General features: G+C 71.5%; 26 protein-coding genes. 7 read left to right on the top strand and 19 right to left on the bottom strand.

Annotation, left to right across the window (positions count from 1 at the left end):
* The coding region (nth, locus tag VKN16_16355; protein HME95779.1) for an endonuclease III at window positions 1-576 on the top strand (576 nt) is incomplete at its 5' end.
* Window positions 577-586: 10 nt separating this feature from the next.
* On the opposite strand, the gene VKN16_16350 is transcribed toward nth, so the two are convergent.
* Both VKN16_16350 and VKN16_16345 read right to left on the bottom strand, forming a co-directional pair.
* Window positions 587-901, bottom strand: a complete 315-nt coding sequence (locus tag VKN16_16350) for a TIM barrel protein (GenBank protein ID HME95778.1) — start codon at window positions 899-901, stop codon at window positions 587-589.
* Window positions 885-1,547, bottom strand: coding sequence for a TetR/AcrR family transcriptional regulator (locus VKN16_16345; protein HME95777.1), 663 nt, complete (start codon window positions 1,545-1,547; stop codon window positions 885-887). The genes VKN16_16350 and VKN16_16345 overlap by 17 nt, the downstream gene beginning before the upstream one ends.
* Window positions 1,548-1,649: 102 nt before the next feature.
* Here VKN16_16345 and VKN16_16340 point away from each other — a divergent pair, with 102 nt between their 5' ends.
* The gene (locus VKN16_16340; protein HME95776.1) at window positions 1,650-2,627 is read left to right on the top strand and encodes a ferritin-like domain-containing protein; all 978 of its coding nucleotides are present in this window, start codon (window positions 1,650-1,652) and stop codon (window positions 2,625-2,627) included.
* Between the two features lie 10 nt (window positions 2,628-2,637).
* Here VKN16_16340 and VKN16_16335 read toward each other — a convergent pair whose 3' ends face one another.
* Window positions 2,638-3,114, bottom strand: a complete 477-nt coding sequence (locus VKN16_16335) for an SRPBCC family protein (protein HME95775.1) — start codon at window positions 3,112-3,114, stop codon at window positions 2,638-2,640.
* A gap of 23 nt (window positions 3,115-3,137) precedes the next feature.
* On the opposite strand from VKN16_16335, the gene VKN16_16330 reads away from it, so the two are divergent.
* The gene (locus tag VKN16_16330; protein HME95774.1) at window positions 3,138-4,067 is read left to right on the top strand and encodes a DMT family transporter; all 930 of its coding nucleotides are present in this window, start codon (window positions 3,138-3,140) and stop codon (window positions 4,065-4,067) included.
* Here VKN16_16330 and VKN16_16325 read toward each other — a convergent pair.
* Genes VKN16_16325 through VKN16_16285 form a run of 9 tightly spaced genes read right to left on the bottom strand, consistent with a single transcriptional unit; the run spans window position 4,051 to window position 12,648 of the window.
* Window positions 4,051-4,518 carry a peroxiredoxin family protein gene (locus VKN16_16325; GenBank protein ID HME95773.1) on the bottom strand — a complete coding sequence of 156 codons (468 nt, stop codon included), beginning with the start codon at window positions 4,516-4,518 and terminating at the stop codon, window positions 4,051-4,053. The two genes, VKN16_16330 and VKN16_16325, sit on opposite strands and share 17 nt — an antisense overlap.
* 4 nt (window positions 4,519-4,522) lie before the next feature.
* Window positions 4,523-5,488 (bottom strand): hypothetical protein, encoded by a 966-nt coding sequence (locus VKN16_16320; protein ID HME95772.1) that lies wholly within the window; start codon window positions 5,486-5,488, stop codon window positions 4,523-4,525.
* Window positions 5,485-6,246 (bottom strand): glucose 1-dehydrogenase, encoded by a 762-nt coding sequence (locus VKN16_16315; GenBank protein ID HME95771.1) that lies wholly within the window; start codon window positions 6,244-6,246, stop codon window positions 5,485-5,487. Before VKN16_16315 ends, VKN16_16320 begins: the two co-directional genes overlap by 4 nt.
* A complete protein-coding gene (locus VKN16_16310; GenBank protein HME95770.1) occupies window positions 6,243-6,737 on the bottom strand; it encodes a YbaK/EbsC family protein in 495 nt (164 codons plus the stop codon). Before VKN16_16310 ends, VKN16_16315 begins: the two co-directional genes overlap by 4 nt.
* Before the next feature lie 4 nt (window positions 6,738-6,741).
* The gene (locus VKN16_16305) at window positions 6,742-7,770 is read right to left on the bottom strand and encodes an LLM class F420-dependent oxidoreductase (GenBank protein HME95769.1); all 1,029 of its coding nucleotides are present in this window, start codon (window positions 7,768-7,770) and stop codon (window positions 6,742-6,744) included.
* Window positions 7,771-7,782: 12 nt separating this feature from the next.
* On the bottom strand, window positions 7,783-8,127 hold the full coding sequence (locus tag VKN16_16300) for an MGMT family protein (protein ID HME95768.1): 345 nt from the start codon (window positions 8,125-8,127) through the stop codon (window positions 7,783-7,785).
* Window positions 8,124-9,923: an ABC transporter ATP-binding protein gene (locus tag VKN16_16295; protein ID HME95767.1), complete on the bottom strand. Its 1,800-nt coding sequence runs from the start codon at window positions 9,921-9,923 to the stop codon at window positions 8,124-8,126. The genes VKN16_16300 and VKN16_16295 overlap by 4 nt, the downstream gene beginning before the upstream one ends.
* Complete coding sequence (locus VKN16_16290) at window positions 9,916-11,667, bottom strand: ABC transporter ATP-binding protein (GenBank protein ID HME95766.1); 1,752 nt, start codon at window positions 11,665-11,667, stop codon at window positions 9,916-9,918. The genes VKN16_16295 and VKN16_16290 overlap by 8 nt, the downstream gene beginning before the upstream one ends.
* 51 nt (window positions 11,668-11,718) lie before the next feature.
* Window positions 11,719-12,648, bottom strand: a complete 930-nt coding sequence (locus VKN16_16285; protein HME95765.1) for a 2-dehydropantoate 2-reductase — start codon at window positions 12,646-12,648, stop codon at window positions 11,719-11,721.
* A gap of 63 nt (window positions 12,649-12,711) precedes the next feature.
* Here VKN16_16285 and VKN16_16280 point away from each other — a divergent pair, with 63 nt between their 5' ends.
* Window positions 12,712-13,515, top strand: coding sequence for an inositol monophosphatase family protein (locus tag VKN16_16280; protein HME95764.1), 804 nt, complete (start codon window positions 12,712-12,714; stop codon window positions 13,513-13,515).
* A complete protein-coding gene (locus VKN16_16275; protein HME95763.1) occupies window positions 13,512-14,093 on the top strand; it encodes a DUF2889 domain-containing protein in 582 nt (193 codons plus the stop codon). Before VKN16_16280 ends, VKN16_16275 begins: the two co-directional genes overlap by 4 nt.
* On the opposite strand, the gene VKN16_16270 is transcribed toward VKN16_16275, so the two are convergent.
* The 6 genes from VKN16_16270 to VKN16_16245 form a co-directional block, all read right to left on the bottom strand.
* Window positions 14,090-14,536 carry a DUF2946 family protein gene (locus VKN16_16270; protein ID HME95762.1) on the bottom strand — a complete coding sequence of 149 codons (447 nt, stop codon included), beginning with the start codon at window positions 14,534-14,536 and terminating at the stop codon, window positions 14,090-14,092. The genes VKN16_16275 and VKN16_16270 overlap by 4 nt on opposite strands.
* A complete protein-coding gene (gene amrB / locus VKN16_16265; GenBank protein ID HME95761.1) occupies window positions 14,533-15,780 on the bottom strand; it encodes an AmmeMemoRadiSam system protein B in 1,248 nt (415 codons plus the stop codon). The genes VKN16_16270 and amrB overlap by 4 nt, the downstream gene beginning before the upstream one ends.
* The gene (locus VKN16_16260) at window positions 15,777-17,009 is read right to left on the bottom strand and encodes a M20 family metallopeptidase (protein ID HME95760.1); all 1,233 of its coding nucleotides are present in this window, start codon (window positions 17,007-17,009) and stop codon (window positions 15,777-15,779) included. Before VKN16_16260 ends, amrB begins: the two co-directional genes overlap by 4 nt.
* A gap of 16 nt (window positions 17,010-17,025) precedes the next feature.
* Window positions 17,026-17,328: a hypothetical protein gene (locus VKN16_16255; protein ID HME95759.1), complete on the bottom strand. Its 303-nt coding sequence runs from the start codon at window positions 17,326-17,328 to the stop codon at window positions 17,026-17,028.
* A gap of 73 nt (window positions 17,329-17,401) precedes the next feature.
* Window positions 17,402-18,505 (bottom strand): DNA recombination protein RmuC, encoded by a 1,104-nt coding sequence (locus VKN16_16250; GenBank protein ID HME95758.1) that lies wholly within the window; start codon window positions 18,503-18,505, stop codon window positions 17,402-17,404.
* Complete coding sequence (locus VKN16_16245; GenBank protein ID HME95757.1) at window positions 18,502-19,383, bottom strand: TIGR02757 family protein; 882 nt, start codon at window positions 19,381-19,383, stop codon at window positions 18,502-18,504. Before VKN16_16245 ends, VKN16_16250 begins: the two co-directional genes overlap by 4 nt.
* A gap of 111 nt (window positions 19,384-19,494) precedes the next feature.
* On the opposite strand from VKN16_16245, the gene VKN16_16240 reads away from it, so the two are divergent.
* Together VKN16_16240 and mscL are read left to right on the top strand one after the other, a co-directional pair.
* Entirely contained in the window at window positions 19,495-20,274 is a 780-nt protein-coding gene (locus VKN16_16240; GenBank protein HME95756.1) for an aspartate dehydrogenase, read from the top strand.
* A 44-nt stretch (window positions 20,275-20,318) separates the two neighbouring features.
* Window positions 20,319-20,744, top strand: a complete 426-nt coding sequence (gene mscL / locus VKN16_16235) for a large conductance mechanosensitive channel protein MscL (GenBank protein HME95755.1) — start codon at window positions 20,319-20,321, stop codon at window positions 20,742-20,744.
* Window positions 20,745-20,850: 106 nt separating this feature from the next.
* Here mscL and VKN16_16230 read toward each other — a convergent pair.
* Window positions 20,851-21,265: hypothetical protein (locus tag VKN16_16230; protein HME95754.1), on the bottom strand; the 415-nt coding region annotated here is incomplete at its 5' end.

Here is a 21,265-nt window from a genome sequence, read left to right as displayed (position 1 = left end):
GTCGCCGCGCAATGGCACGATCCGTTCCGCGTGCTGATCGCCTGCCTCCTCTCGCTGCGCACCAAGGACGAGACCACCGGCCCGGCCGCGGCCCGGCTCTTCGCGCGGGCCGACACCCCCGAGGCCATGCGGCGGCTGTCGCCTCGCGCGATCGAGCGGGCGATCTACCCGGTGGGCTTCTACCGGACCAAGGCGCGCGTCCTGCGCGACGTCAGCCGCGATCTCATCGCCCGGTACGGCGGCTCCGTTCCCGACGACATCGACGCCCTGCTGACCCTGAAGGGCGTCGGGCGCAAGACCGCCAACCTGGTGGTCACCCAGGGCTTCAACAAGCCGGGAATCTGCGTGGACGTCCACGTGCACCGCATCTCGAACCGCTGGGGCTACGTGCGGACGAAGACTCCGGAGGAGACGGAGATGGCGCTGCGCCGGCGCCTGCCCCGTCGGTACTGGATCGGCTACAACGACCTGCTGGTCTCGTTCGGCCAGAACATCTGCCTGCCCGTGTCGCCGCACTGCTCCCGCTGCCCGATCCGCGCCGGCTGTCCGCGCACGGGGGTGGCGCGCTCCCGCTGAGGGGCAGCCCTCAGCGTCGACGCAGACGCCGCAGGAGCGCGAGGGCCTCGCGGTCCGCCCGCGGCTCGGGGTCTTTCGGGGTCTCCAGCGCCATCGGCACGCGCGCGAACCGCCGATCGTTCATCAGGTGCCGGAACGGCCCGACTCCCAGCGTGCCGCGGCCGATCTTCTCGTGGCGATCGAGCCCGGAGCCGAGCGGCTGCCTGGCGTCGTTCAGGAAGATCTGCACCACCGAGCAGCCGGCCGCCGTCCCCCGCTCCAGCGCGAGGGCGAGGCCGCCCCCGATGGACATGTGGGCGCCGAGCCAGTCACGCGTCGAGGGCACGGGCGACGTCGTGCAGCTCGCGCTCGAGCCGGCGGAGGCGGCTGCTCAGGGCGCGGCCGCGAGGCTGCCGACGGAGCAGCCCGCCCTCGATGAGGGCCAGGAAGGCCGCCGAGATCTCCTCGGCCTCCCAGCCGCCGCGCGGGTTGTACCACTTGTGCACCCAGTTCACCATCCCCAGCAGCGCGAAGACCACGAGGCGCGGGGCCATCTCGCGGAAGACCCCGCTGCGGATCCCCTCCGCCACGATCCGCTCGACGCCCTTGTCGTAGCGGTCCTTCTGGGCGGCGAGCGAGCGCACGAAGCGCGGGGGCAGGTTCGCCTCCTCCCCGAAGAACACGGTGAGGAACGACCGGTTGGCGATCACGAACTGCACGTGCTGGCGCACCACCGTGCGCAGCTTGTCCTCGGCGCCGAGGCGCGAGGCCAGCACCAGGTTCAGGTCGCGGGTGAACGCCTCGATGGTCTCGCGGGAGATGGCGGCCAGCATCTCCTCCTTGGCCCGGAAGTGGGTGTACAGGGAGGCCTTGGACATCCCGAGCCGGGCCGCGATGTGGTCGACGGTGGAGGCCTGGTAGCCGCGCTCCCGGAAGAGGTCGGCGGCCGCCCGCAGGATCTGGGCCCGGGCCGCCTTGCGCCTCGCGTTCATGGCGACCCAGTCTACTTGACACCTCCCGGGGGCCGTGATAAAAACCAGCTAGTCTAAAAAGCAGACTCACCGGTTTTCCTGGCTTTCCTCAGGAGGAGCTCCATGGATCGTCGCGTGATCTCCGGAACGATCGACACCGTCTTCGAGTTCGACTACTCGGTGCAGGCGGAGGACATGCGCAGCCTCTACGAGAAGGCCAAGCGCGACCAGTGGAACGCGAGCCGGGACATCGAGTGGGAGACCGCCGAGCCGTCCGACGGCCGGGTGCTCTCCGACGAGCTGGTGGACGTGTACGGCAGCCGGCTCTGGTCGAGCCTGTCCGAGAAGGACCGGGTCGAGCTGAACCGGCGGGTGGCGGCGTGGCGGCTGTCGGTGCTGGTGTACGGCGAGCAAGGGGCGATGCTGGCCTGCAGCCAGATGGTGAACATCGTGCAGGGCTCCGACGAGAAGTTCTTCCAGGCCACCCAGGTCATGGACGAGGCGCGCCACAACGAGGTGCTGGAGCGCTACATCCAGACCCGCCTCGGCGGCCTGCACTACCCGATGCCCGACAACGAGCGCGTGCTCTTCGACGCGATCCTCACCGACTCGCGCTGGTACATCAAGACGATCGCGCTGCAGCTGGTGGCCGAGACCTTCGCGGTGGCCATCTTCAAGATGATGCAGGAGGCCGCCGCCGATCCGCTCCTCCGCCAGGTGTGCGCGCGCATCCTGCAGGACGAGTCGCGCCACATGGGCTTCGGCATGCTCGCGCTGCCCGACATCGTCCAGCAGGCCAGCGACGGCGAGCGGCGCGAGATGGAAGACTTCACCTGCCTGGCGCTCGAGAAGGTGCTGACCGGCTTCTTCCCGCTCGAGGCCTATCGCGACATCGGCCTGACCCCGGCCCAGATCGAGGAGGCCAAGGCCTTCCGTCGCGACGTGGCCGCCCGCAACGACTACGCGGTCTACCGGAAGTACTTCAAGCGCGACATGCACAGCTCGATGGTGAACAACCTCGCGCGCATCGGACTGCTCACCGAGCGGGTCCGCCCCCGGCTGGCCGCCCTCGGCATCCAGCTGCCCGCCGCCGCGGCCTGAGCCCCGCCGCCTAGGCGCGACCGAGCAGCGCGGCGAGCCGCCGGTCCCGGTACTCGAAGGCGCGGCGGATCCGCCGGCCCGCGCCGAGGGCGTGGATCAGGCGCCCGATCGGCCCCAGCGGGAGCCGGTAGGTGACGCGGTCCTCCACCCAGGTGCCCTCCGGCGCGCCGGCCTCTTCGCGCGCGGGCCCGGCCTCGAACCGATGCCGGTGCTCCCAGCGCGCGAACGGGCCCCGCACCTGCGCGTCGACGAACCGATGCGGCGGGTCGAACTCGCGCACGATGACTCGCCACCGCCCGGGCAGGCCGGGCACCCGAAAATCCAGCAGGGTCCCCACCGCGAGCCGCCGCGGCGGCTCGACGACCCAGCGCGGGCGCGCCCATCGGGGCTGGATGCGCGGGAGGTTGCGGGGATCGGCGAAGAACTCGAAGACGTCGGTGCGCGCCCGCGGAAGCCACATGCGGCGCTCCAGGATGTAGTCCGCCATGACGGCCGCGCTATCATAGGCGGGTGCCGGACGCCGGTCAAACGCGAGCCTACCTCGCGCTCACGCTGATCGCCACGCTCTGGGGCTCGTATCCCGCCTTCGCCAAGCTCGCCCTGGCCCACTTCCCGCCCTACGTGCTGGTGGCGCTGCGCTGCACGCTGGCCTCCGCCTTCCTGACCGTGCTCCTCTTCCGGCGCGGCTGGGACGAGTTCCGCGAGCTGCGCGCGGCCGACTTCCGGACCTTCGCGTTCCTGGGATTCACCGGGCTGTTCGTCTCGACCGGCGGCACCTACCTCGGCATCGCGCTGAGCACCGCGGCCAACGCGGCCATCTTACAAGCGGCCACGCCGATCATGGTGGCTCTCGGCGCGCGGTTCTACCTGGGCGAGCGGCTGCGCCGGCGCCAGTGGGCGGGAGTGGCCGCGTCGCTGGCGGGCGTGCTGCTCGTCATCACGCGCGGCAGCTGGCGCGCCCTCATCCATCTCGAGCTGCTGCCCGGTGACTTCGTCCTGATGATCTCGCTGGCCGGCTGGGCCGCCTACACGATCTACGGCAAGCAGGTCCTGACCGTGCACTCTCCCGCGGTGGCGACCACCGCGTCCTACATCCTGGGCTCGGCCATGCTGCTGCCGATGACCCTGGTGGCCGCGCCGTTCTTCCCGCGGCCCGACTTCACGTCCGAGGCCGCGTGGCTCGTGGTGCTCTACCAGGCGATCCTCGGCGCGGTGGCCCACGTCTGGTGGTACGAGGGCGTGAAGGCGGTCGGCCCGAGCCGGGCCGCGGTCTTCCTCAACCTCCAGCCGATCGTCGGCGTGCTGCTCGCGTGGTTGATGGTGGGCGAGACCGTCGAGTGGCCGGAGGTCGCCGGCGGCGCGCTGGTGCTGCTCGGAGTGGCGCTGACCACCCGGGCACCGGCGGCGCCGCCGGCGGCCCGGCCTAGGAGAGCTTCTTGATCTCCGCGAGCATCCGGTCGGGGTCCGGCAGCTCCCCGCGGCCGTAGCGCTCCACGAAGCGGATCGTGCCCTGGCGATCGATCAGGAAGGTGGCGCGCACGTTGGCGTTCCAGTCGGGCCAGTAGACGCCGTAGTCCCGGCTGGTCGAGCGATGGATGTCGGAGAGCAGCGGATAGTGGGAGATCCCGACCGCCTTCGCCCAGTTCTCGTGGCTGAAGGGGCTGTCCGTGCTGATACCCAGGACCTGGGTATTGGCCGCCTCGAAATCCCGGACGCGCCGGTCGAAGGCGGGCATGCAGGTGGATCAGCCGGGCGTCCAGTCGAGCGGGTAGAAGAGCAGGACCACATTCTTCCCCCGGAAGCTCTGGAGGCTCACGTCCTTGAGCCCGATCGTCTTCAGCGTGAAGTCGGGCGCGGGATCGCCCACGCCCGGGGCCTTGTCGTCGCTCATCGCCTCATCCTTCTCTCACCCGCCCGACTCGTGGGCGGAAGGTGAACGTCTTCTGCTCGGCCGCCTCCGCGGTGCGGCCGGCCGCGAGGCCACGCGCCCGCGACGGGCGCACCGGCATGGGCGGCTTGCGCCGGCCCGTCCACAGATCGCGCCGGCGCGCCTCGAGCGGCGTATCGCCCAGTCCCAGATATCCCGCCGCGGTGACCACGCGCCCGGTCTCCCACAGCCGTCGGAGCCGCTCCGGGTACGTCGCGTCCCGCAGCGCGTAGTGGTCGAGGATCACGCGGCAGCCGGTCCGATCGATGATCCGCAGCAGATGCTCGATTCCGCGCTCGACCACGTCGGCGCCCAGCTGCGACTCCAGATACGCGGGCGGACCCGAGCAATACAGCACGGTCGGCCGCTCGCGGATCAGGTAGGCCGCGGCCACCGCGGAGAGCGGCCCCTGCACGTCGGAGGCGTGAACGAACCGCGTGCCTTCGCGCCGGTCCTCCACGGTGAGCGCGACCACGTAGCCGAGGGCGGTGCCGTCCGGCCCGTGGCTCAGCGGCGGCGACGCCTGCAGCGTCGCGTCGGCCGTCTCGAGCCGCCGACCCTCGGCCACGTCGGGCTCGCACCGGCCGGCGAGGCCCTTCCACAGCGTCGCCGCCCGCAAGGCCTGACGGCCCGCGATGTGCCGCTTCGGGTCCTTGGCCCAGAGCCCGCGCCCGGCGTAGAGCCCCGGATCGTAGCGGAAGTGCTCCTCGTGATAGTGGCTGACGAAGAGCAGGGACGCGCGCGCGGCGTAGGCCGAGATCCGGTCGTTGGCTCGCCGCAGCGCCTCCCACTCCTCGTCCGCCGGCTCGAGGTTGAAGCGATTGGGCGCGAGCATCGCGCCCGGGTCGATCAGCACCCGCGTCTGACCGCACTCGACGTAGGTGGCCACCGATCGGACGCCGAGCGACTCGGCGGCCAGCGGCTGGATGATCAAATGCAGCGACCGCCGTCGACCGGAAAGACGCTGCCGGTGACCATGGCCGCCTCGTCCGAGGCCAGGAACAGCGCCGCCTGGGCCAGGTCCTCCGGCTTGTTGAGCCGGCCGAGTGGCACCGTCCCGCGATAGCGGGTCATGCCCTCCTCGTCCACCTGCTTCTTGCCCATGAACGTGGCGAGCATCGGGGTCTCGGTGGCCACCGGGGCGATCGCCACCACCCGCGCGCCGAAGGCGGCGAACTCGATGGCCAGGCTGCTCGCCAGAGTGTGCACCGCGCCCTTGGAGGCCGAGTAGCACTGCACGCCGGGCCGCGGGCGAATCCCGGAGGTCGAGCCGGTGATGAGCAGGACGCCCGACTGCTGGCGCTTGAAGACCGGCATCACGTGCTTGGCGGCCAGGAACACGCCCTTCACGTTGACCGCCATGATCTGGTCGAACACCGCCTCGTCGACATTCTCGACCGGGGTCGGGAACTGCGGCACGCCCGCGTTGGCGTAGAAGACGTCGAGCCGCCCCCACCGGGCCATCGTCTGCTGGATGGCCGCCGCGTTGTCGCTCGACTTCGACACGTCGGCGCGGATGGCCAGGGCCTGTCCCCCGCTCCGCTCGATCTGCTCCGCGGTCGTCTTCGCCGCGTCCTCCCTCAGGTCGACCACCGCCACCCGCGCGCCCTCGCGCGCGAAGAGCTGAGCCGTCGCCTGGCCGATGCCCGAGCCCGCTCCCGTGATCAGCGCCACCTTGTTCTCGAGTCTCATGCCGCGCCTCCTGCGGGATCGCTCCCGACTTCCTTGATGTCCACGACCGTTCCCCCCGTCGCCCGCACCAGCTCCTCCGGCGCGATCGGAAAGACGCACTCCGGCCGCCCGGCCGCCGCGTAGACCAGATCGTAGCCGAGCAGGTCTCGATCGATGTAGACGGCCAGCTCGCTCTCCAGACCGATCGGCGGCACCCCGCCGATGGTATAGCCGGTCGTCCGCTTGACGGTGTCCGGATCGGCCCGGCGGATCGGGCCTCCGGCCAGCTCTCCGAGCCGGCGCTCGTCGATGCGATTGACGCCGGAGGCCGCCACCAGGAGCGGCCGGCCGGCCGCGGTGAAGACGAGCGACTTCACGATCTGCCCGACGGTGACCCCGAGCGCGTCCGCGGCCTGCTGCGACGTCCGCGCGTGGACCTCGAGCTCGATGACCTCGCGCCGGAGGCCGTGCCGGGCGATCGCCGTCTGCACCTTCAGGACCGCGGGCTTCACGGCGCTAGAGCACCAGCTCCGCCATCAGCTCGAGCGCCTCCGGCTGCACCGCGCCGCAGATCAACGTGGTGATGCCGGCGGTCTTCCAGCGGGGCAGCCGCTCCGCGATACGCTCCCGCGGGCCGCAGAGCGCGACCTCGTCCACGAGCGCGTCGGGCACCGCGACGGCCGCCGCGTCCTTCTTGCCGCCCAGGTAGAGATCCTGGATGCGCCGGGCGTCGCCCTCGTAGCCGTAGCGACTCACCAGCTCGTTGTAGAAGTTCTTGCCGCGCGCGCCCATGCCGCCCACGTAGAGGGCCAGGCGGGGCTTGATGATGGCCCGGCACGCGGCCACGTCGGGCCCCAGCACGATCGGCACGGTGGGCGCGATGTCGAAGGTGGCGAGGGACTTGCCGCCGCCGGCCGCCCGGAACCCGGCCTCGAGGCTCGGGGCGAACACCGCCATGCGGTCGGGAGAGAAGAACACCGGCAGCAGGCCGTCCGCGATCTCGGCGGCGAGCGCCACGTTCTTCGGGCCGATGGCGGCCAGGTAGATCGGAATGTCCGAACGGCCGTGGAGGATGGACTTCAGCGGCTTGCCGAGGCCGGTGGCGTCGGGCCCCGCGTACGGGATCTGGTAGTACTCGCCCTTGTGCTCGACCGGGCGCTCCCGCTTCCAGACCATGCGCACGATGTCCACGTATTCGCGCGTCTTGGCCAGCGGCTTGCCGAAGGCGACGCCGTGCCAGCCCTCCACGACCTGAGGGCCCGAGACCCCCAGCCCCAGGATGAAGCGGCCGCCCGAGAGCTGATCGATGGTCAGCGCGGTGGTCGCGGTGAGCGTCGGCGTGCGCGCGGGGATCTGCATGATCGCGGTGCCGACCTTGATCTGCTTCGTCTGGGCCGCGATCCAGCAGAGCGGTGACACCGCGTCCGAGCCGTAGGCCTCGGCCGACCAGACCGAGTGGAACCCGAGCCGGTCCGCCTGCTGCACGAGGGACAGGTCGATGCCGAGCGAGGAGCGCGAGTAGCCGATGTTGAGTCCGAGGCGCATGGAATCCCTCCGTCAGAGTCGTTCGAGGACGGCGATGGCCAGCGGGCGGCCGCCGCCTCCGCCCGTCCAGCGGTGCTCCCGCAGGCGCACGCGTCCGCGCCGGACCCGCACGCCGTCCTGCTCCAGCAACAGCCGCTGCGTCAGCATCCCGCCGATGTTGGCCCGGCGGCTGATGCCGCCCTGCGCGTTCACCACCCGATGCCACGGCAGACCGACGGGCGCGTGCTTCATGGCCTGCCCCACCGCGCGCGCGGCGCGCGGGTAGCCCAGCAGGGCCGCGATCTGCCCGTAGGTGGCCACGCGCCCTCGGGGAATCCGACGCACCAGCCGGTACACCGCCGCGTGAAACGCCTTCATGCTCGTCCCAGGCCGAACTGTAGCTCGTGCAGCCGGGAGTACAGGCCGCCCTGCGCGAGCAGCTCGGCGTGGCCGCCCGCCTCCCGGATTCGACCCCGATGCAGCACGAGGATGCGGTCGGCTCGCTGGATCGTCGAGAGGCGATGCGCGATGACCACGCTCGTCCGGCCTTCCAGCAGCCGCGCGAGGCCGACCCGCACCAGCGCCTCCGACTCGGGATCGATGCTGGACGTCGCTTCGTCCAGCGCGAGAACGCGTGGATTATAGATGATGGCCCGGGCGATGGCCAGCAGCTGGCGCTGTCCCTGCGACAGGTTGACGCCGCGCTCGCGCAGCTCTTCGCCGAGGCGATTTGGCAGCGCGGTCACGAACCGCTCCGCGTTGGCCGCGGCGAGGGCGCGCCGGATCGCCGGCTCGTCGCGAACCCCGTCGGCCGCGAGCACCAGATTGTCCTCCACCGTGCCCGAGAAGAGGAAGGGCTCCTGGGGGATCAGCCCCACGTGCCGGCGCAGCGTCTCCAGATGCCACTCTCGCACGTCGACGCCGTCCACCAGCACCCGGCCGCGGCTCACGTCGTAGGCCCGGATCAAGAGCCGCGCGATGGTGGTCTTGCCCTCCCCGGTCGGGCCCACCAGCGCCACCCGCTCGCCGCGCGCCACCGTGAACGAGCAATCCTGGAGCACCCACTGCTCGCCCTCGTAGGCGAACCAGACGTCGCGCAGCTCGACCGCGGGCGTGTCCGCCGCGCGGGGCGGGATCACCGCCGGATGCGCGGCGGACGCCGGCGACACGATCGTCGGCTGGCGGTCGAGCAGGCCGAACACCCGCTCCGCGGAGACCATGGCCGCCTGCATCACCGCGTACTTCGCCCCGAGATCGCGGATCGGCAGGAAGAAGCGCCCGGTGTACTCGAGGAACGCGACCAGGGCGCCGAAGGTCAGCGCGCCCGTCACCACCTGCCCGCCGCCGTACCAGAGGAGCAGGGCCACCGCGGCCGAGCCGAGGGCCTCCACGGTGGCGTACAGCGAGGCGTCGTAGAAGGTCGAGCGGAACTGCCCCCGCCGCAGCGCCCCGGACAGGTCGCCGAACGTCTGCCGCTCCCGGTGCTCGCGGGCGAAGAGCTGGATCACGCTCATCCCCTGCAGCGACTCCTGCAGGAACGCGTTCAGGCGGGCCAGCCGCGTGCGCACCACCCGGTAGCTGTCGCGGGCGCGTAGCCGGAAGTATCCGGCGGCCAGCGCCAGCACCGGCACCAGCGCGAAGGTGACGAGGGCCAGCCGCCAGTCCATGCCGAGCATGATCACCACCACGCCGGTCAGGGTGAGCACGTCGCCGAGCAGCGCCACCAGCCCGCTCGTGAACAGCTCCTGGATCGCCTCCCCGTCGTTGAGGATCCGCGTCATGAGCCGCCCGACCGGGTTCCGGTCGAAGAACTTCGCGTCCTGCCGCTGGAGGTGGGCGAAGAGCGCCGCGCGCAGATCGCCGATGACCCGCTGCCCGGTCAGCTGGGTGAGATAGGCCTGGCCGGCCCGCAGCGCATAGAGCGCGATCAGCAGCAGCAGGAAGAGCGCGGCGATCCGGCCGAGCCCGGGCCAGTCCCGGCGCAGGATGTGCTCGTCGATGGCGATCTTGATCAGGTACGGCTGGGTCAGCTCGAGCACGGTCACCGCGGGGAAGAGCGCGCAGGTGGCGAGGACGAGCCGGACGTGCGGCCGGGTGAACGCCCACAGGCGCCGCATGAGACGGGCGTCGTAGGCGCGGCCGAGGATCTCGTCGTCGAGCTCGGTGTCACGCATTGGCCAGCTCATCCTCGAGCTGCTGGACGCGCCAGAGGCGGGCGTAGAGGCCGCCGGCGGCGAGCAGGTCGGCGTGGCGGCCGTGCTCCACGACGTGCCCCTCGTCCAGGACGACGATGGCGTCGGCCTCCGCCGCGGCTTTCAGCCGGTGGGTCATCAGCAGCGTGGTGCGGCCACCGGCTGCCGAGCGGAGGGCGCGCGTGATCTCCCACTCCTTGGCCGCGTCGACCGAAGCGAGCACGTCGTCGAGCACCAGATACGGCGGGTCGGCCACCAGCGCGCGTGCGAGGGCCACCCGCTGCCGTTGCCCGCCCGAGAGGGTCAGCCCGCGCTCGCCCACGACGGTGTCCCACCCGCCGGGCAGCCCGCCCAGGTCGTCGGTGAGGCCGGCGGTGCGCGCGACCTCCTCGAGGCGCCGGTCGTCGGCGCTCTCGTCGGCCAGACGCACGTTCTCGCGAAGGGGCCGAGAGAAGAGAAACGACTCCTGCGGCACGTAGCCGATGGATCGCCTCAGCCGGTCCACCGGCAGATCGAGCACGTCGCAGCCGCCCACGAAGACGGTGCCGCGCGGCGGCTCGTAGAGCCGGCACAGGAGCGCGCCCAGGGTCGACTTGCCGCTGCCGGTCGGCCCCACGATCGCCACCACCGCGCCGGCCGGCACCGCGAACGAGACGTCGTGGAGCGCCACGCCGCGTCGATCGTAGCCGAACGAGAGGTGCTTGAACTCGATCGGGCCCTGATCCAGGCGGGCCTCGCGACGTTCCGGCGCGTCCCCGGGGGCGATGAGCGGGTCCGCCCCGGCGTCGAGGATCTCGATCACGCGCTGCATGGCCGCGAGCCCCCGCTGGATGCTGGCGAGCGTCCAGCCCAGCGCGATGGTCGGCCAGGCGAGCTGCGCGAGGTAGCCGTTGAAGGCGACGAACGAGCCGAGGGTGATCCGCCCGTCCATCACCGCCTTGCCGCCGAGCCACAGGACGATCAGCGCGCCGAGCCCCGAGACCAGGCCCATGAGCGGCCAGGAGATCGACTGGGTCCGGGCCAGGGCCAGGTTGCGGACCTGGTACTCCTGGTTGAGCCGCCCGAACTCGCCGATCTCCCGGTCCATCATCGTGTAGGCGCGCACGACCGGCATGCCGGTCAGGTTCTCCTGCACCTTCGCCGACAGCGCGCCCAGCTGCTCCTGCACCGCGGTCGACCGCACGTCCACGTCGTGATTGAAGCGCTTGGCCACGACCACCAGCGCGGGGAACGGCGCCACCGCGAACAGGGTGAGTCGCGGGTCGATCGACCACATCGCCGCGAGCGTGCCGACGAAGGCGAAGGCGGTGCCGACGAGCATGACGTAGCCGAAGCCGGAGAGCGCCCGCAGCGTGCTGATGTCGTTGGCCGCGCGCGACATCAAGTCGCCCGTTCGGTGGAGGTGGTAGAACGCGGGCGGCAGGGTCAGCAGGCGCGCATAGAGATCTTGACGGATGTCGTGCTCCACCCACTGGGCGGCCCCGAGGATCGCAAAGCGCGAGACGAGCCGCGCCACGCCGTGCGCGGCGGCGAGCGCCAGGATCAGCAGCACGTACGGTCCGGTCCGCGCCGCGGTACCGTCGCGCTCCAGCGCGTCCACCGCCGACTTCACGGTCCACGGGATCCCGAGGGCCATGGCCGTCGCCACCAGCATGCACGCCGCGCCGCCGAGGTAGCGGGGCCGGTAGCGGTCGAGATACGGCAGGAGACGTCTCAGTGCGGACACCGGGTCAGTATAGACCCGGCGCGGCGGCGCACCAGCCGCCGCGCGCCCCGCCTAGCCGGGCAGGCGCGGGGCGCCGTCGCGATACGGGCGCAAGGCCGCGTAGACCGCGAAGACGGTGGGCGCGGCGACCGCATGGCGCTCGGCCAGCCGGACCGCGTGACCGTGCAGCGCGTCCAGCTCGAGCCGCTTGCCCTGCGTCAGGTCGTGGTGCAGCGACGAATACGCGTTGGGCGCGACCCCGTCGAGGAACTTCATGCCCTGCTCGAGCAGGCTCTCGTCGACCGGCGCCCCCGCGGCCCGCCCGATCGTCACGATCTCGGTGACGATGCGCCGGTACAGCTCCCGCACCTCCGGCAGCGCGCGGAGCACGCCGGCCGGGCAGCGGGTCAGGGCGGTCATGCCGGCGTGCGTGGTCAGGAACACGTACTTGTCCCAGAGCGCGCGCTCGACATCGGTGACCAGCTCGGCGGGGATCCCCGCCTTCTGACAGGAGGCGAGGAAGGCGCGCGCGCGCTCGGTCAGCCGTCCGTCCATCTCCCCGAAGGTCAGGTGGCCGCCGAAGGTGTGGGTGATCACCCCGGGCGCCTCGATGGTGGCGAAGACGCGCACCGCGCCGCCCAGCACGTGACCGGCCCCGAGCGCGCGGCCCAGCTTCTCCTCGTTGTCCACCCCGTTCTGGATCGAGAGCACGCCGCTCTCGGGACCGACCACCGGCCGGATCAGCGCCGCCGCCGCCTCGGTGTCGAACGACTTCACGCAGAAGAGCACGAGATCGGCGGGCGGCAATCCGTCGAGGCGCTCGACCGCCGGCGCGCGCACCGTCCATTCCCCTTCCACCGCGGACTTGATGCGCAGGCCGTTCGACCGCAGGGCGGTCAGATGGGCGCCCCGCGCCACGAAGGTCACGTCCTCGCCCGCGCGCGCCAGCTTGGCGCCGAAATACCCGCCGGTCCCGCCCGATCCCATCACCACGATGCGCATGGCCGCCATGCTGGGAGAGGCGCGCCGGGTTGTCAAGCATCGGGCGTGGTATTCTCGAGCTCCGTGAGCGAATCCTTTCGTGACGTCGCGGTGGACGCCGCCCGCCAGGCCGGCGCTTTCCTGCGATCCCGCTTCGGCACGCGCCCCGCCGTCAGCTACAAGGGCAGCCCGACCAACCTGGTGACCGAGATGGATCGCGGCGCCGAGGCCATCATTCTCGACGCGATCCGCCGCCGGTTCCCCGGCCACTCCATCCTCGCCGAGGAGAGCGGCGCCCTCGCCGGCTCCGAGCCCGGCGCCGAGCCCTACCGATGGATCGTGGACCCGCTCGACGGCACCACCAACTACGCGCACGGGTTCCCGATCTACGGGGTGTCCATCGCCCTGGAGCGGGACTCAGCCCTGGAGGTCGGGGTGATCTACGATCCATCGCGCGAGGAGATCTTCGTGGCCGAGCGCGGGCGCGGCGCCACCGTGAACGGCGCGCCGCTGCGCGTCTCCGCCACCGCGGCGCTCGGCCAGAGCCTGCTCGGCACGAGCTATCCGAACGACATCCGCGCCGCGCCGCGGGACAACCTCCTCGAGCACGCCGGCCTCATGCATCGCTGCCGCAGCGTGCGCTCGATCGGCTCGGCGGTGCTCGGGCTCGCCGCGGTGGCGGCCGGGCGCCTCGACGGCTACTGGGAGCAGCGCCTGGGCCCGTGGGATGTCGCGGCGGGCGCGCTCGTGATCCGGGAGGCGGGCGGCACCGTCACCGCGGTCGGCGGCGCCCCGCTCGACCTCGCCGCCCCGTCCATCACCGCCAGTAACGGTCTCATCCACGCCGAGATCGTCGAAGCCCTCAAGGAGGTCGCATCCGAACGATGAGCGACGACGCCCCGCCGTCGAAGCCGGTGCACGTGCGGACGATTCGCGTGGAGATCGCCCCCGCGGGTCCGACGGAGCTGGACGTCACCGCCACCCTGACCGACGAGCGGCCGGTCACGGTCCGGCCGTGGTTCGGCTCCGATCCGCCGCCGGTGATCCACGACATGCGGCTCCGCCTGCGGGTGGCGCAGCCGGGCCTGGTCATCACCGCCGTGCAGAGCGAGATGGCGTCGCATCCCTACACGATCTGCCCCGAGGCGCTGCCGCCGCTGCAGCAGCTGGTGGGGCTGTCGATCGCGCGGGGATTCACCCGCGAGGTCAACGAGCGGTTCGGCCGGCAGCACGGCTGCGCGCACTTCACCGCGCTCATCCACGCGCTGGCTCCCGCGGTGCGCCAGGGCGCGGGCGCCGCGTTCTCCGATGCGCCGGAGCGGCCCGGCGATCGGGATCCCTGGTACGTGAACACCTGCCAGGCGTGGCGGGAGCATGGCCCGCTCCATCGTCTCGTGCAGGCCGGAGACGAGGACGGGCTACGGCGACTCTCCGCGTTCCCGAAGCCCGGCGCGCCGGGCGCCTAGAGGCCGGGCACGCGGTGGCGCCGGCCGCCCAGCACCAGGGCGGGGCCGCCCTCGCCCGACTGGACGAACTGCAGCATCTGGTAGGTGGCGGCCCGGCTGAGTCGCCCGGCGAACCGGCCGCCCTTGACGCGGGCTCGCGGGATCCCGCGCTCGTCCACGCGGAGCGACTCGACGGCGAGGGGCTCGCGGCTCAGATCGTTCAAGGTGGCGGTCAAGCCATCGCCCTCGGCCTCGACGCGCTCGACGATGAACGGCGTGTCCTCGACCTCCACCGGCACGCGCGCCGGCCCGACTTGCAGGTAGTGGCCTTGCTCGTCGACGCGCAGGTTCTCGCGCAGGTTGGCCAGGATCCCCGCATGCGTCACCTCGGCGTCGTCGTGGTACCAGGCGCCGTCGCGGTCGATCCGGAGCCGCGGCAGGGTCCAGGTCGACGGATCGCTCACGGGTAGCTGACCGCGCAGAAGGTCACCGCGCCCTCGGGATCGGGCCATTGGGTGTAGCGCAGCAGTCGCCCGGACGAGCCGGGCAGCAGGCGCAGCAGCGTGTAGATGGGCGACAGGCCGCAGATGCGACGCGCGTCACCGTCGGCGGCGACCGACGCGAAGAAGCCGCCCGCGTCCGCGGCCACCACCGGTTCGAGCATCCGGCGATCGGCCGCCTCGACCGCGGCGAGCGAGTCGGCGGTGTTGGGCGCGGCGTCGCCGAAGCGCGGGCCCACGTGGGCCAGGTCCACACCCGCGATCAGGCAGACCCGGCGCGACGACGACGCGATGGTGTCGCGGAGCGCATCCACGAAGCGCGGCACCCGCGCGTCGGCCTCCGGTCGGCCGCGCCGCCAGATCGCCTCGTGCAGATACGAGGCGAGGACCGGCAGGATCATGAAGGGCCGCCGCCGGCCCAGGAGGCGCTGGAGCATCACGGTCTGGAACTCGATGGAGTGCTCGCGCCGATGGGCGGGCTCGGAGGCCAGCAGATCCTGACCCGCCCGCCCGGCGAGCCCCTCGTAGAACTCCCGGTCCACGGGCACGGCACCCAGCGGCGTGTCGTAGGGCTTGAGCGTCACCGAGAAGGGATCGGCCATCCCGGCATGGCAGGTGCCCAGGATCACGTAGAGATCGGCGTCCGACCGGTCGAGGATCTCCTTGTACGCCCATCCGTAGGTCGAGCCGCCGCGATGGAAGTCGATGTGCGGCGCGATGAGCGCGCTCAGCCCCGAGGAGCGCGACACGCGCGCGGCGGCCGGCGTCGACTCTGGATGGTCCGGTCCGTCGGGGCCGGTGAAGAACGCGTCGATCTGCGCGGTGAGCTCGGCCGGCTCGCCGGCGTACGCCGCGCCCGCGTGACTGGCCGCCCGCACCGGGCTGCGCCGGAACTCGTCCTCCAGGGCCAGGCGCCGCGCCGCGAACCGCTCGCTGTCGAGGAAGCCGGCGCGGTCGAAGCGCTCCACGACTGCCGCGATCTGATCCGCGCTCGGGGTCTCACCGTGTCGCCCTCGCATGACGTCCTGGATCTGGGCGATCGAATGCTCGCCGTCGAAGAGGGACACCAGATCGAGCAGGAGCGGCGGGAGCACCGCGATCTGGTCGGTGAATCCCGCGGGGTCGCGCAGGGCGATGCACTGCTGCCCTTCGTGCTCGACCGGAAAGGCCTCGAGCGCGCGGAGTCGGGGGTTGGCGGAGCCGGTCACTCGACTTCGAGGTAGTTCAGAGCCGATGCCGCATAAATCTTCGCCGCTTCGACCACTTGATCCGTCGTGACGAACTCGTCGACCTGGTGCGGAATGAGCCGGTCTCCCGGGCCGCAGGTGACGATCGGGATGCCGAGCTCCATCCGGAGGATGGTGCCGTCCGTCGAGCCGGGCACGCCGCCGTAGCGCGGCGCCCGCTTCGTGGCCTGCTTCACCCCCCGGATCATCGCCTGCACGAGCGCCTCCGAGCGGTCCACGCGGGTGGCGAGCCGGAAGGCATTGACCGGCTCCCACTCCACCTTCAGACCCGGCTGCGCTCCGGCCACGTCGCGGCAGATGCCCTCGAGCTCGGCGCGGATGTCGTCGGCGCCGACTCCCGGAGTCAGTCGGATGTCGAACGTGGTCTCGGCCACCGCGGGGATGACGTTGGACTGCGGCACGCCGACCTTCACGGGCGGCCCCTGGATGATGGTCGGGGTGACGGTCGGCGGGCGGAGATGCCGGCTGCGCTCGCAGGCGCGGCGGAGGCGCCGCTCGAGGGCGGGCGCGGCGGCCAGCAGCCGGCCGAGGCCGGCGATCGGGTTGACGCCGGCCTCCGGCATCGCCCCGTGGGCCATCTTGCCGCGCACGCGGAAGCGAGCCCAGACCACCCCGCGCTGCTCGAGGCACAGCTCGTTGTCCTCCGGCTCGCAGATGATCGCGGCGTCCAGCTCGCGACCGACCGGCGTGGTACAGAGATGCCGCACGCCGATCATGCCGTCTTCCTCGTCCACGAGCGCGCCGACCACCAGCTTGCCGCGCAGGGTGACACCGGCGCGCTTGATGGCGGCGGCGGCGACCATCGCGGCGGCGAGGCCGCTCTTCATGTCGGCGGTCCCGCGACCGTAGATCCGGCCGTCCACCAGATCGGCCGAGAAGGGCGGGTGCAACCACTCGGCGGGATCGCCCTCGGTCACCACGTCGGTGTGGCCCTCGAGCAGCAGGCTGCGGCGGCCCGGACGCTTCTCGCCGAGCCAGCCGATGACGTTCGGCCGGCCGGGGACGACCGTCTGCACCTCGATCGCGAAGCCCTCGCGACGGAGCCAGCCTTCCACGAAGGCGGCCACCTGGGCCTCGGTCCCGGCGGGATCGCCCGGCCGATAGACGCTCGGGATGCGCACGAGGTCCCGCGTCAACTCCACTACCTCGTCCGCGTCGATCTTGCGGAGGACCTGCGACAGCGCGGCCACAGCCAGGACGGGGCGGCTATTCCAGCGGGAAGGAGAGGATGATGGCGTCGAGCCGGATCACGCGATGCTCTTCCCCGGCGATGTAGAAGTAGTGACCTTCCACCTCCTCGGGATTCTCCTCGAACGCGACCACCGAGCGAACCGGAGGCATGTCCCGGAAGGCGTTGGCCCCCTCGTCGAAGCCGTCGCCACGGCCCACCACCTCGCCGTAGCGGATCGGCGAGCCCTTCGGGCAGTGCACCCGCACGTCGGCCGGCGGCTCGGCCATGAGCCGGACGAGGAGGTTGATGCCGTACACCTGGAACTGGATATCGGGCATGGGACCCTCTGATGGTGGATTTCTTCGATCCTACCACAACTGCTGGTTACCGGACCGGGCAGGTGCGGGCCGACTAGCCTCCGATGCCCGGGAGAGCCTCCTGCTCCCCGTGCCGCTCGATGCCTTCCAGCTTGCCCTCCAGCCGGCCCAGGCCGGCGGCGGCGTCGTCGTACTTGTTGCGGGCGTTGCTCAGGTGCTTGCCCACCACGTCGAAGGCGTCGCGGAACTTCTCGAGGTCGCCGCGCAAGCGGCCCAGGCGCGCCTGGATCTCCTGGGCGTCCCGCTCGATCCGCAGACCGCGCAGGCCCAGCACGATGACACGCAGGTAGGCGTAGAAGGTGTTGGGCGAGACCGGCACCACCCGGCGGCCGAGGGCGTAGGCGGCGGGCGGCTCGTCCTCGCCGTCCTCCTTGACGATCACCTCGTAGTAGATGTTCTCGGCCGGGATGTACATGAGAGCGAAGTCGAAGGTGTTCTCGTCGGGCAGGATGTACTTCTTGGCGATCTCGTCCACCCGGTTCTTGACGTCTCGAAGGAAGGCCCGACGGAGCGCGGGGCGGCGGTCCTCGTCGGGCTCGTCCAGGATGCGCCGGAAGTTCTCGAGGGGGAACTTCGCGTCGACCGGCACGATGCGCTCGCCGATGCGGATGGCCGCGTCCACCCGGTCGCCGGTGGCGAAGGCGTGCTGCAGGGCGTACTGCTCGCGCGGCAGCATCTGGGCCAGCAGGTTCTCGAGCAGGGTCTCGCCCACCCCGCCGCGGATCTTCGGCGACTTGAGCAATTGCTCGAGCCCGGCGATATCGCGGCCCACGTCGAACACGCGCTGGGTGACCTCACCCAGCTTGCCGAGGCTGCCCTGCACCGCGCCCACCACCGAGCCCACGTGCTGCAGCTGCTGCTGCACGCCGCTGCCCACCTGCCCCATCTCCGCGGTCATCCGGCTCGCGAACTGGTGCAGCTCCTCCTTCACGGTGGCCAGCGTCTCGGTCCGTGCCTGATGGGCCTCGGTGCGCGCGGTCTGGATGTCCCGCTGCAGCAGCAGCAAGGCCTGGTCGGGCTGCTGGCGGGCCGCCTCCAGGGCTCCCAGGCGCGCCACCGTCCGCCACAGGGCCAGCGCGGTGAGCCCGAGCACGACCGCGAGCGCGGCGACCACCGCCCAGAGCCCGGTCGCGCTCACGCCGGTTGTCTCCGTCCGCGCCAGTGGCAACAGACCGGGCGAAGCCGGCACGGCGGGCAGACCGTCTCGTCGCGGCGGTCGAGGCACTGGCCGGACATGCGGGTATGGCAGAGCGAGAAGTCGTACTTCACCGGGTCCGCCGGGTCCAGCCGGCGCAGCCCGCTGGTGATCTCCTCGGCCATCTTCCAGTTGCGGCTGCGGCGCCGCGTGAGCCCGACCGCGCGGGCCATGTTCTCGATGTGGGTGTCCACCGGCATCAGCAGCGCCGACGTCGGGATGTCGGTCCACAGCCCGAAGTCGGGCGCCTCGCGACGCACCATCCAGCGCAGGAAGAGGTGCAGGCGCTTGCACGCCCCGCCCGTCGAGGGGCGCGGGAACCAGTGGCGATAGCCGTACGAGAGCCGGTTGCGCGGGAACACCGCGGACAGATCCTGGACGAGGAAGCCGGCGACGAAGCGCTCCAGCGCGGGGCCGACGTGCGGGTCATCGGGGGCATAGCCGGCGCGGAAGAACGCCCCGAGCGAGCCGTGCGCGATGAGGACGCGCTGGGTGGCGAGACAGAAGGCAGCCAGGTCGCGCGGCCGGTTGAAGCGGTAGCGGAAGCCGTCGAAGCGGGCGGCGTCCTTGGCCGGATCGAAGCCCAGGACGAAGCGCGCCGGCGAGTCACCCATGCGGACGAGGGCCCAGTCGACCCACGGCCCGAACAGATCGACGCGTCCGTAGGCCATGCAGGCCGCGAGCAGCGCGACCACCTCGCGGTCGGCGGCGGCCGCGTAGCGGATCGGGAACCGGATGGCGTCGAGGTCGGCGCGCGCGGCCCAATCGAACTCGCGGTAGAGCCGATCGAGGGGCTCCTGGAGCCGGGGCGTCGAGGGCATCCACGCAATCTCCGCCGCCGATTCTAGCATGGTCCCTTGTGGCGCCCGGCGCGGCGCTGCTAAGATCGCGGCACTCCGGCGCCGCACTGCCGGAGTCGAATCGAGGACGTCATGCTGAAGACCGGAATCGTCGGGATGGGCGTGATCGGACAGCGCGTCGCGGAGGCGATCCAGCGCGGCATCCCCGGTGTCGCGCTCGCCGGCGTCGCGGTGCGCCGGCCGGAGACCGCCGCCGGCTTCGCCGCGCTGCCGCTCCCCGCGCTCATCGAGCGCTCGGATCTGATCGTGGAGGCGGCGACGCAGGCCGCGCTTCGCGAGTTCGGCCCCGCGGTGCTGAGCGCGGGCAAGCACCTGATGGTGCTCTCGGTCGGCGCCCTGGTCGGCGTGCTCGACGACTGGGCGCGCCTGGCCGAGAAGCACGGCTGCCGCATCCTCGTGCCCTCGGGCGCGATCGCCGGACTCGACGGCGTCAAGGGCGCGCGCGAGGGCGCGATCACCGCGGTCACCATGGAGACGCGCAAGCCGCCGCGCGGGCTGGCCGGCGCCCCCTACATCGAGCAGCACCGGATCGATCTCGACGCGATCGCCGCGGAGACCCTGATCTTCGAGGGCCCCGCCACCGAGGCGGTGCGCGCATTTCCCGCCAATGTCAACGTGGTGGCCGCGCTGTCCCTGGCCGGCATCGGGCCCGAGCGCACCCGGATCAAGCTCTACGCGGTGCCGGGTCAGGCCCGCAACCAGCACCGGATCACGATCGAGGGCGAGTTCGGCACGCTGCGGATCGAGGTCGAGAACGTGCCGTCCGAGAATCCGCGGACCGGCCGCCTCTCGTATCTCTCGGCCATCGCGATGCTGCGGGAGATGGGGAGCGCGGTCCAGATCGGCAACTGACCTGTACCTAGCCGTGCATGTCCGGTGGAAGAGGAGGGCTCCCCATGCTCAAGGAGTTCAAGGAGTTCGCGGTCAAGGGCAACATGCTGGACATGGCCGTCGGCATCATCATCGGCGCGGCCTTCGGGACCGTGATCACCTCGCTCGTCAATGACCTGCTGATGCCCGTGATCTCCGGCATCATCGGTACCCCCGACTTCAGCAACCTGTTTCTGGTCCTGCGCAATCCGACCGGCGCGACGTTCACCTCGGTCAAGGCCGCCCGCGACGCGGGGGCGGTGGTCCTGGCCTACGGCCTCTTCCTGAACGCGATCATCGCCTTCCTGATCGTGTCGTTCGCGCTGTTCATGATGGTCAAGGGCATCAACCGGCTGCGCCGGCAGGAAGAGGCCGCGCCCGCCGCCCCGGAAGCACCGCCGGCCGAGGTACAGCTGCTCAGCGAGATCCGGGATCTGCTGCGGCGGCGGTGACGGGATTCCCCGCCTCGTGGCGGGGCTCTCGCTCCTGGCCGCGGGCGCGGCTCGCCGCCCGCGCTTATCGTCGCCCATCACCCTGCCGACCGGCGAATACTCCGGGCTAGAATCCGCTCGTGATCTCCGACCGGTCGCAATTGCCGGCGTTCACGGTCAGGATCTCGGGGAATGCCAGCGTGCGCTTGAACTCTGCAAGCTGTTCGGCCACGTGCGAACACTCCGCTTGATCCAGGCCGACAACGTAGAACGAGACCGCGGCATCGGCCGCCGTTATGCGCCTCGAGGCCAACTCCAGAACGGCGATTTTCTGCCATTCCGCCGGGAGCACGTCAGAGATTAGCCGGTCGGCGATCATGACCAGATGGACATCGTGTCTGGCGGCGAGCGCCGGAAGCACATTTCGCCTGCCGCTCTGGTTGAGCTGACGTGCTTCCTCAGATCCGAGCCCCCAGAGATCGAGCACGTAGTGGTCGTTCTCAAAGCTGACGTAACCAATGTCGGTCGCGGCAATAGGCGAC

The sequence above is a fragment of the Candidatus Methylomirabilota bacterium genome (assembly GCA_035315345.1).
Lineage (GTDB): Bacteria > Methylomirabilota > Methylomirabilia > Rokubacteriales > CSP1-6 > CAMLFJ01.
This window is presented reverse-complemented; position numbering and strand designations above follow the sequence as displayed.

What these genes read in the sequence shown, in the direction of transcription:
- VKN16_16345 (HME95777.1), bottom strand. Translation starts at nt 1,547, where the DNA reads ATGAACGCGAGGCGCAAGGCGGCCCGGGCCCAGATCCTGCGGGCGGCC.
- VKN16_16340 (HME95776.1), top strand. Translation starts at nt 1,650, where the DNA reads ATGGATCGTCGCGTGATCTCCGGAACGATCGACACCGTCTTCGAGTTC.
- VKN16_16335 (HME95775.1), bottom strand. Translation starts at nt 3,114, where the DNA reads ATGGCGGACTACATCCTGGAGCGCCGCATGTGGCTTCCGCGGGCGCGC.
- VKN16_16315 (HME95771.1), bottom strand. Translation starts at nt 6,246, where the DNA reads ATGAGACTCGAGAACAAGGTGGCGCTGATCACGGGAGCGGGCTCGGGC.
- VKN16_16305 (HME95769.1), bottom strand. Translation starts at nt 7,770, where the DNA reads ATGCGCCTCGGACTCAACATCGGCTACTCGCGCTCCTCGCTCGGCATC.
- VKN16_16300 (HME95768.1), bottom strand. Translation starts at nt 8,127, where the DNA reads ATGAAGGCGTTTCACGCGGCGGTGTACCGGCTGGTGCGTCGGATTCCC.
- VKN16_16295 (HME95767.1), bottom strand. Translation starts at nt 9,923, where the DNA reads ATGCGTGACACCGAGCTCGACGACGAGATCCTCGGCCGCGCCTACGAC.
- VKN16_16285 (HME95765.1), bottom strand. Translation starts at nt 12,648, where the DNA reads ATGCGCATCGTGGTGATGGGATCGGGCGGGACCGGCGGGTATTTCGGC.
- VKN16_16275 (HME95763.1), top strand. Translation starts at nt 13,512, where the DNA reads ATGAGCGACGACGCCCCGCCGTCGAAGCCGGTGCACGTGCGGACGATT.
- VKN16_16255 (HME95759.1), bottom strand. Translation starts at nt 17,328, where the DNA reads ATGCCCGATATCCAGTTCCAGGTGTACGGCATCAACCTCCTCGTCCGG.
- VKN16_16245 (HME95757.1), bottom strand. Translation starts at nt 19,383, where the DNA reads ATGCCCTCGACGCCCCGGCTCCAGGAGCCCCTCGATCGGCTCTACCGC.
- VKN16_16240 (HME95756.1), top strand. Translation starts at nt 19,495, where the DNA reads ATGCTGAAGACCGGAATCGTCGGGATGGGCGTGATCGGACAGCGCGTC.
- mscL (HME95755.1), top strand. Translation starts at nt 20,319, where the DNA reads ATGCTCAAGGAGTTCAAGGAGTTCGCGGTCAAGGGCAACATGCTGGAC.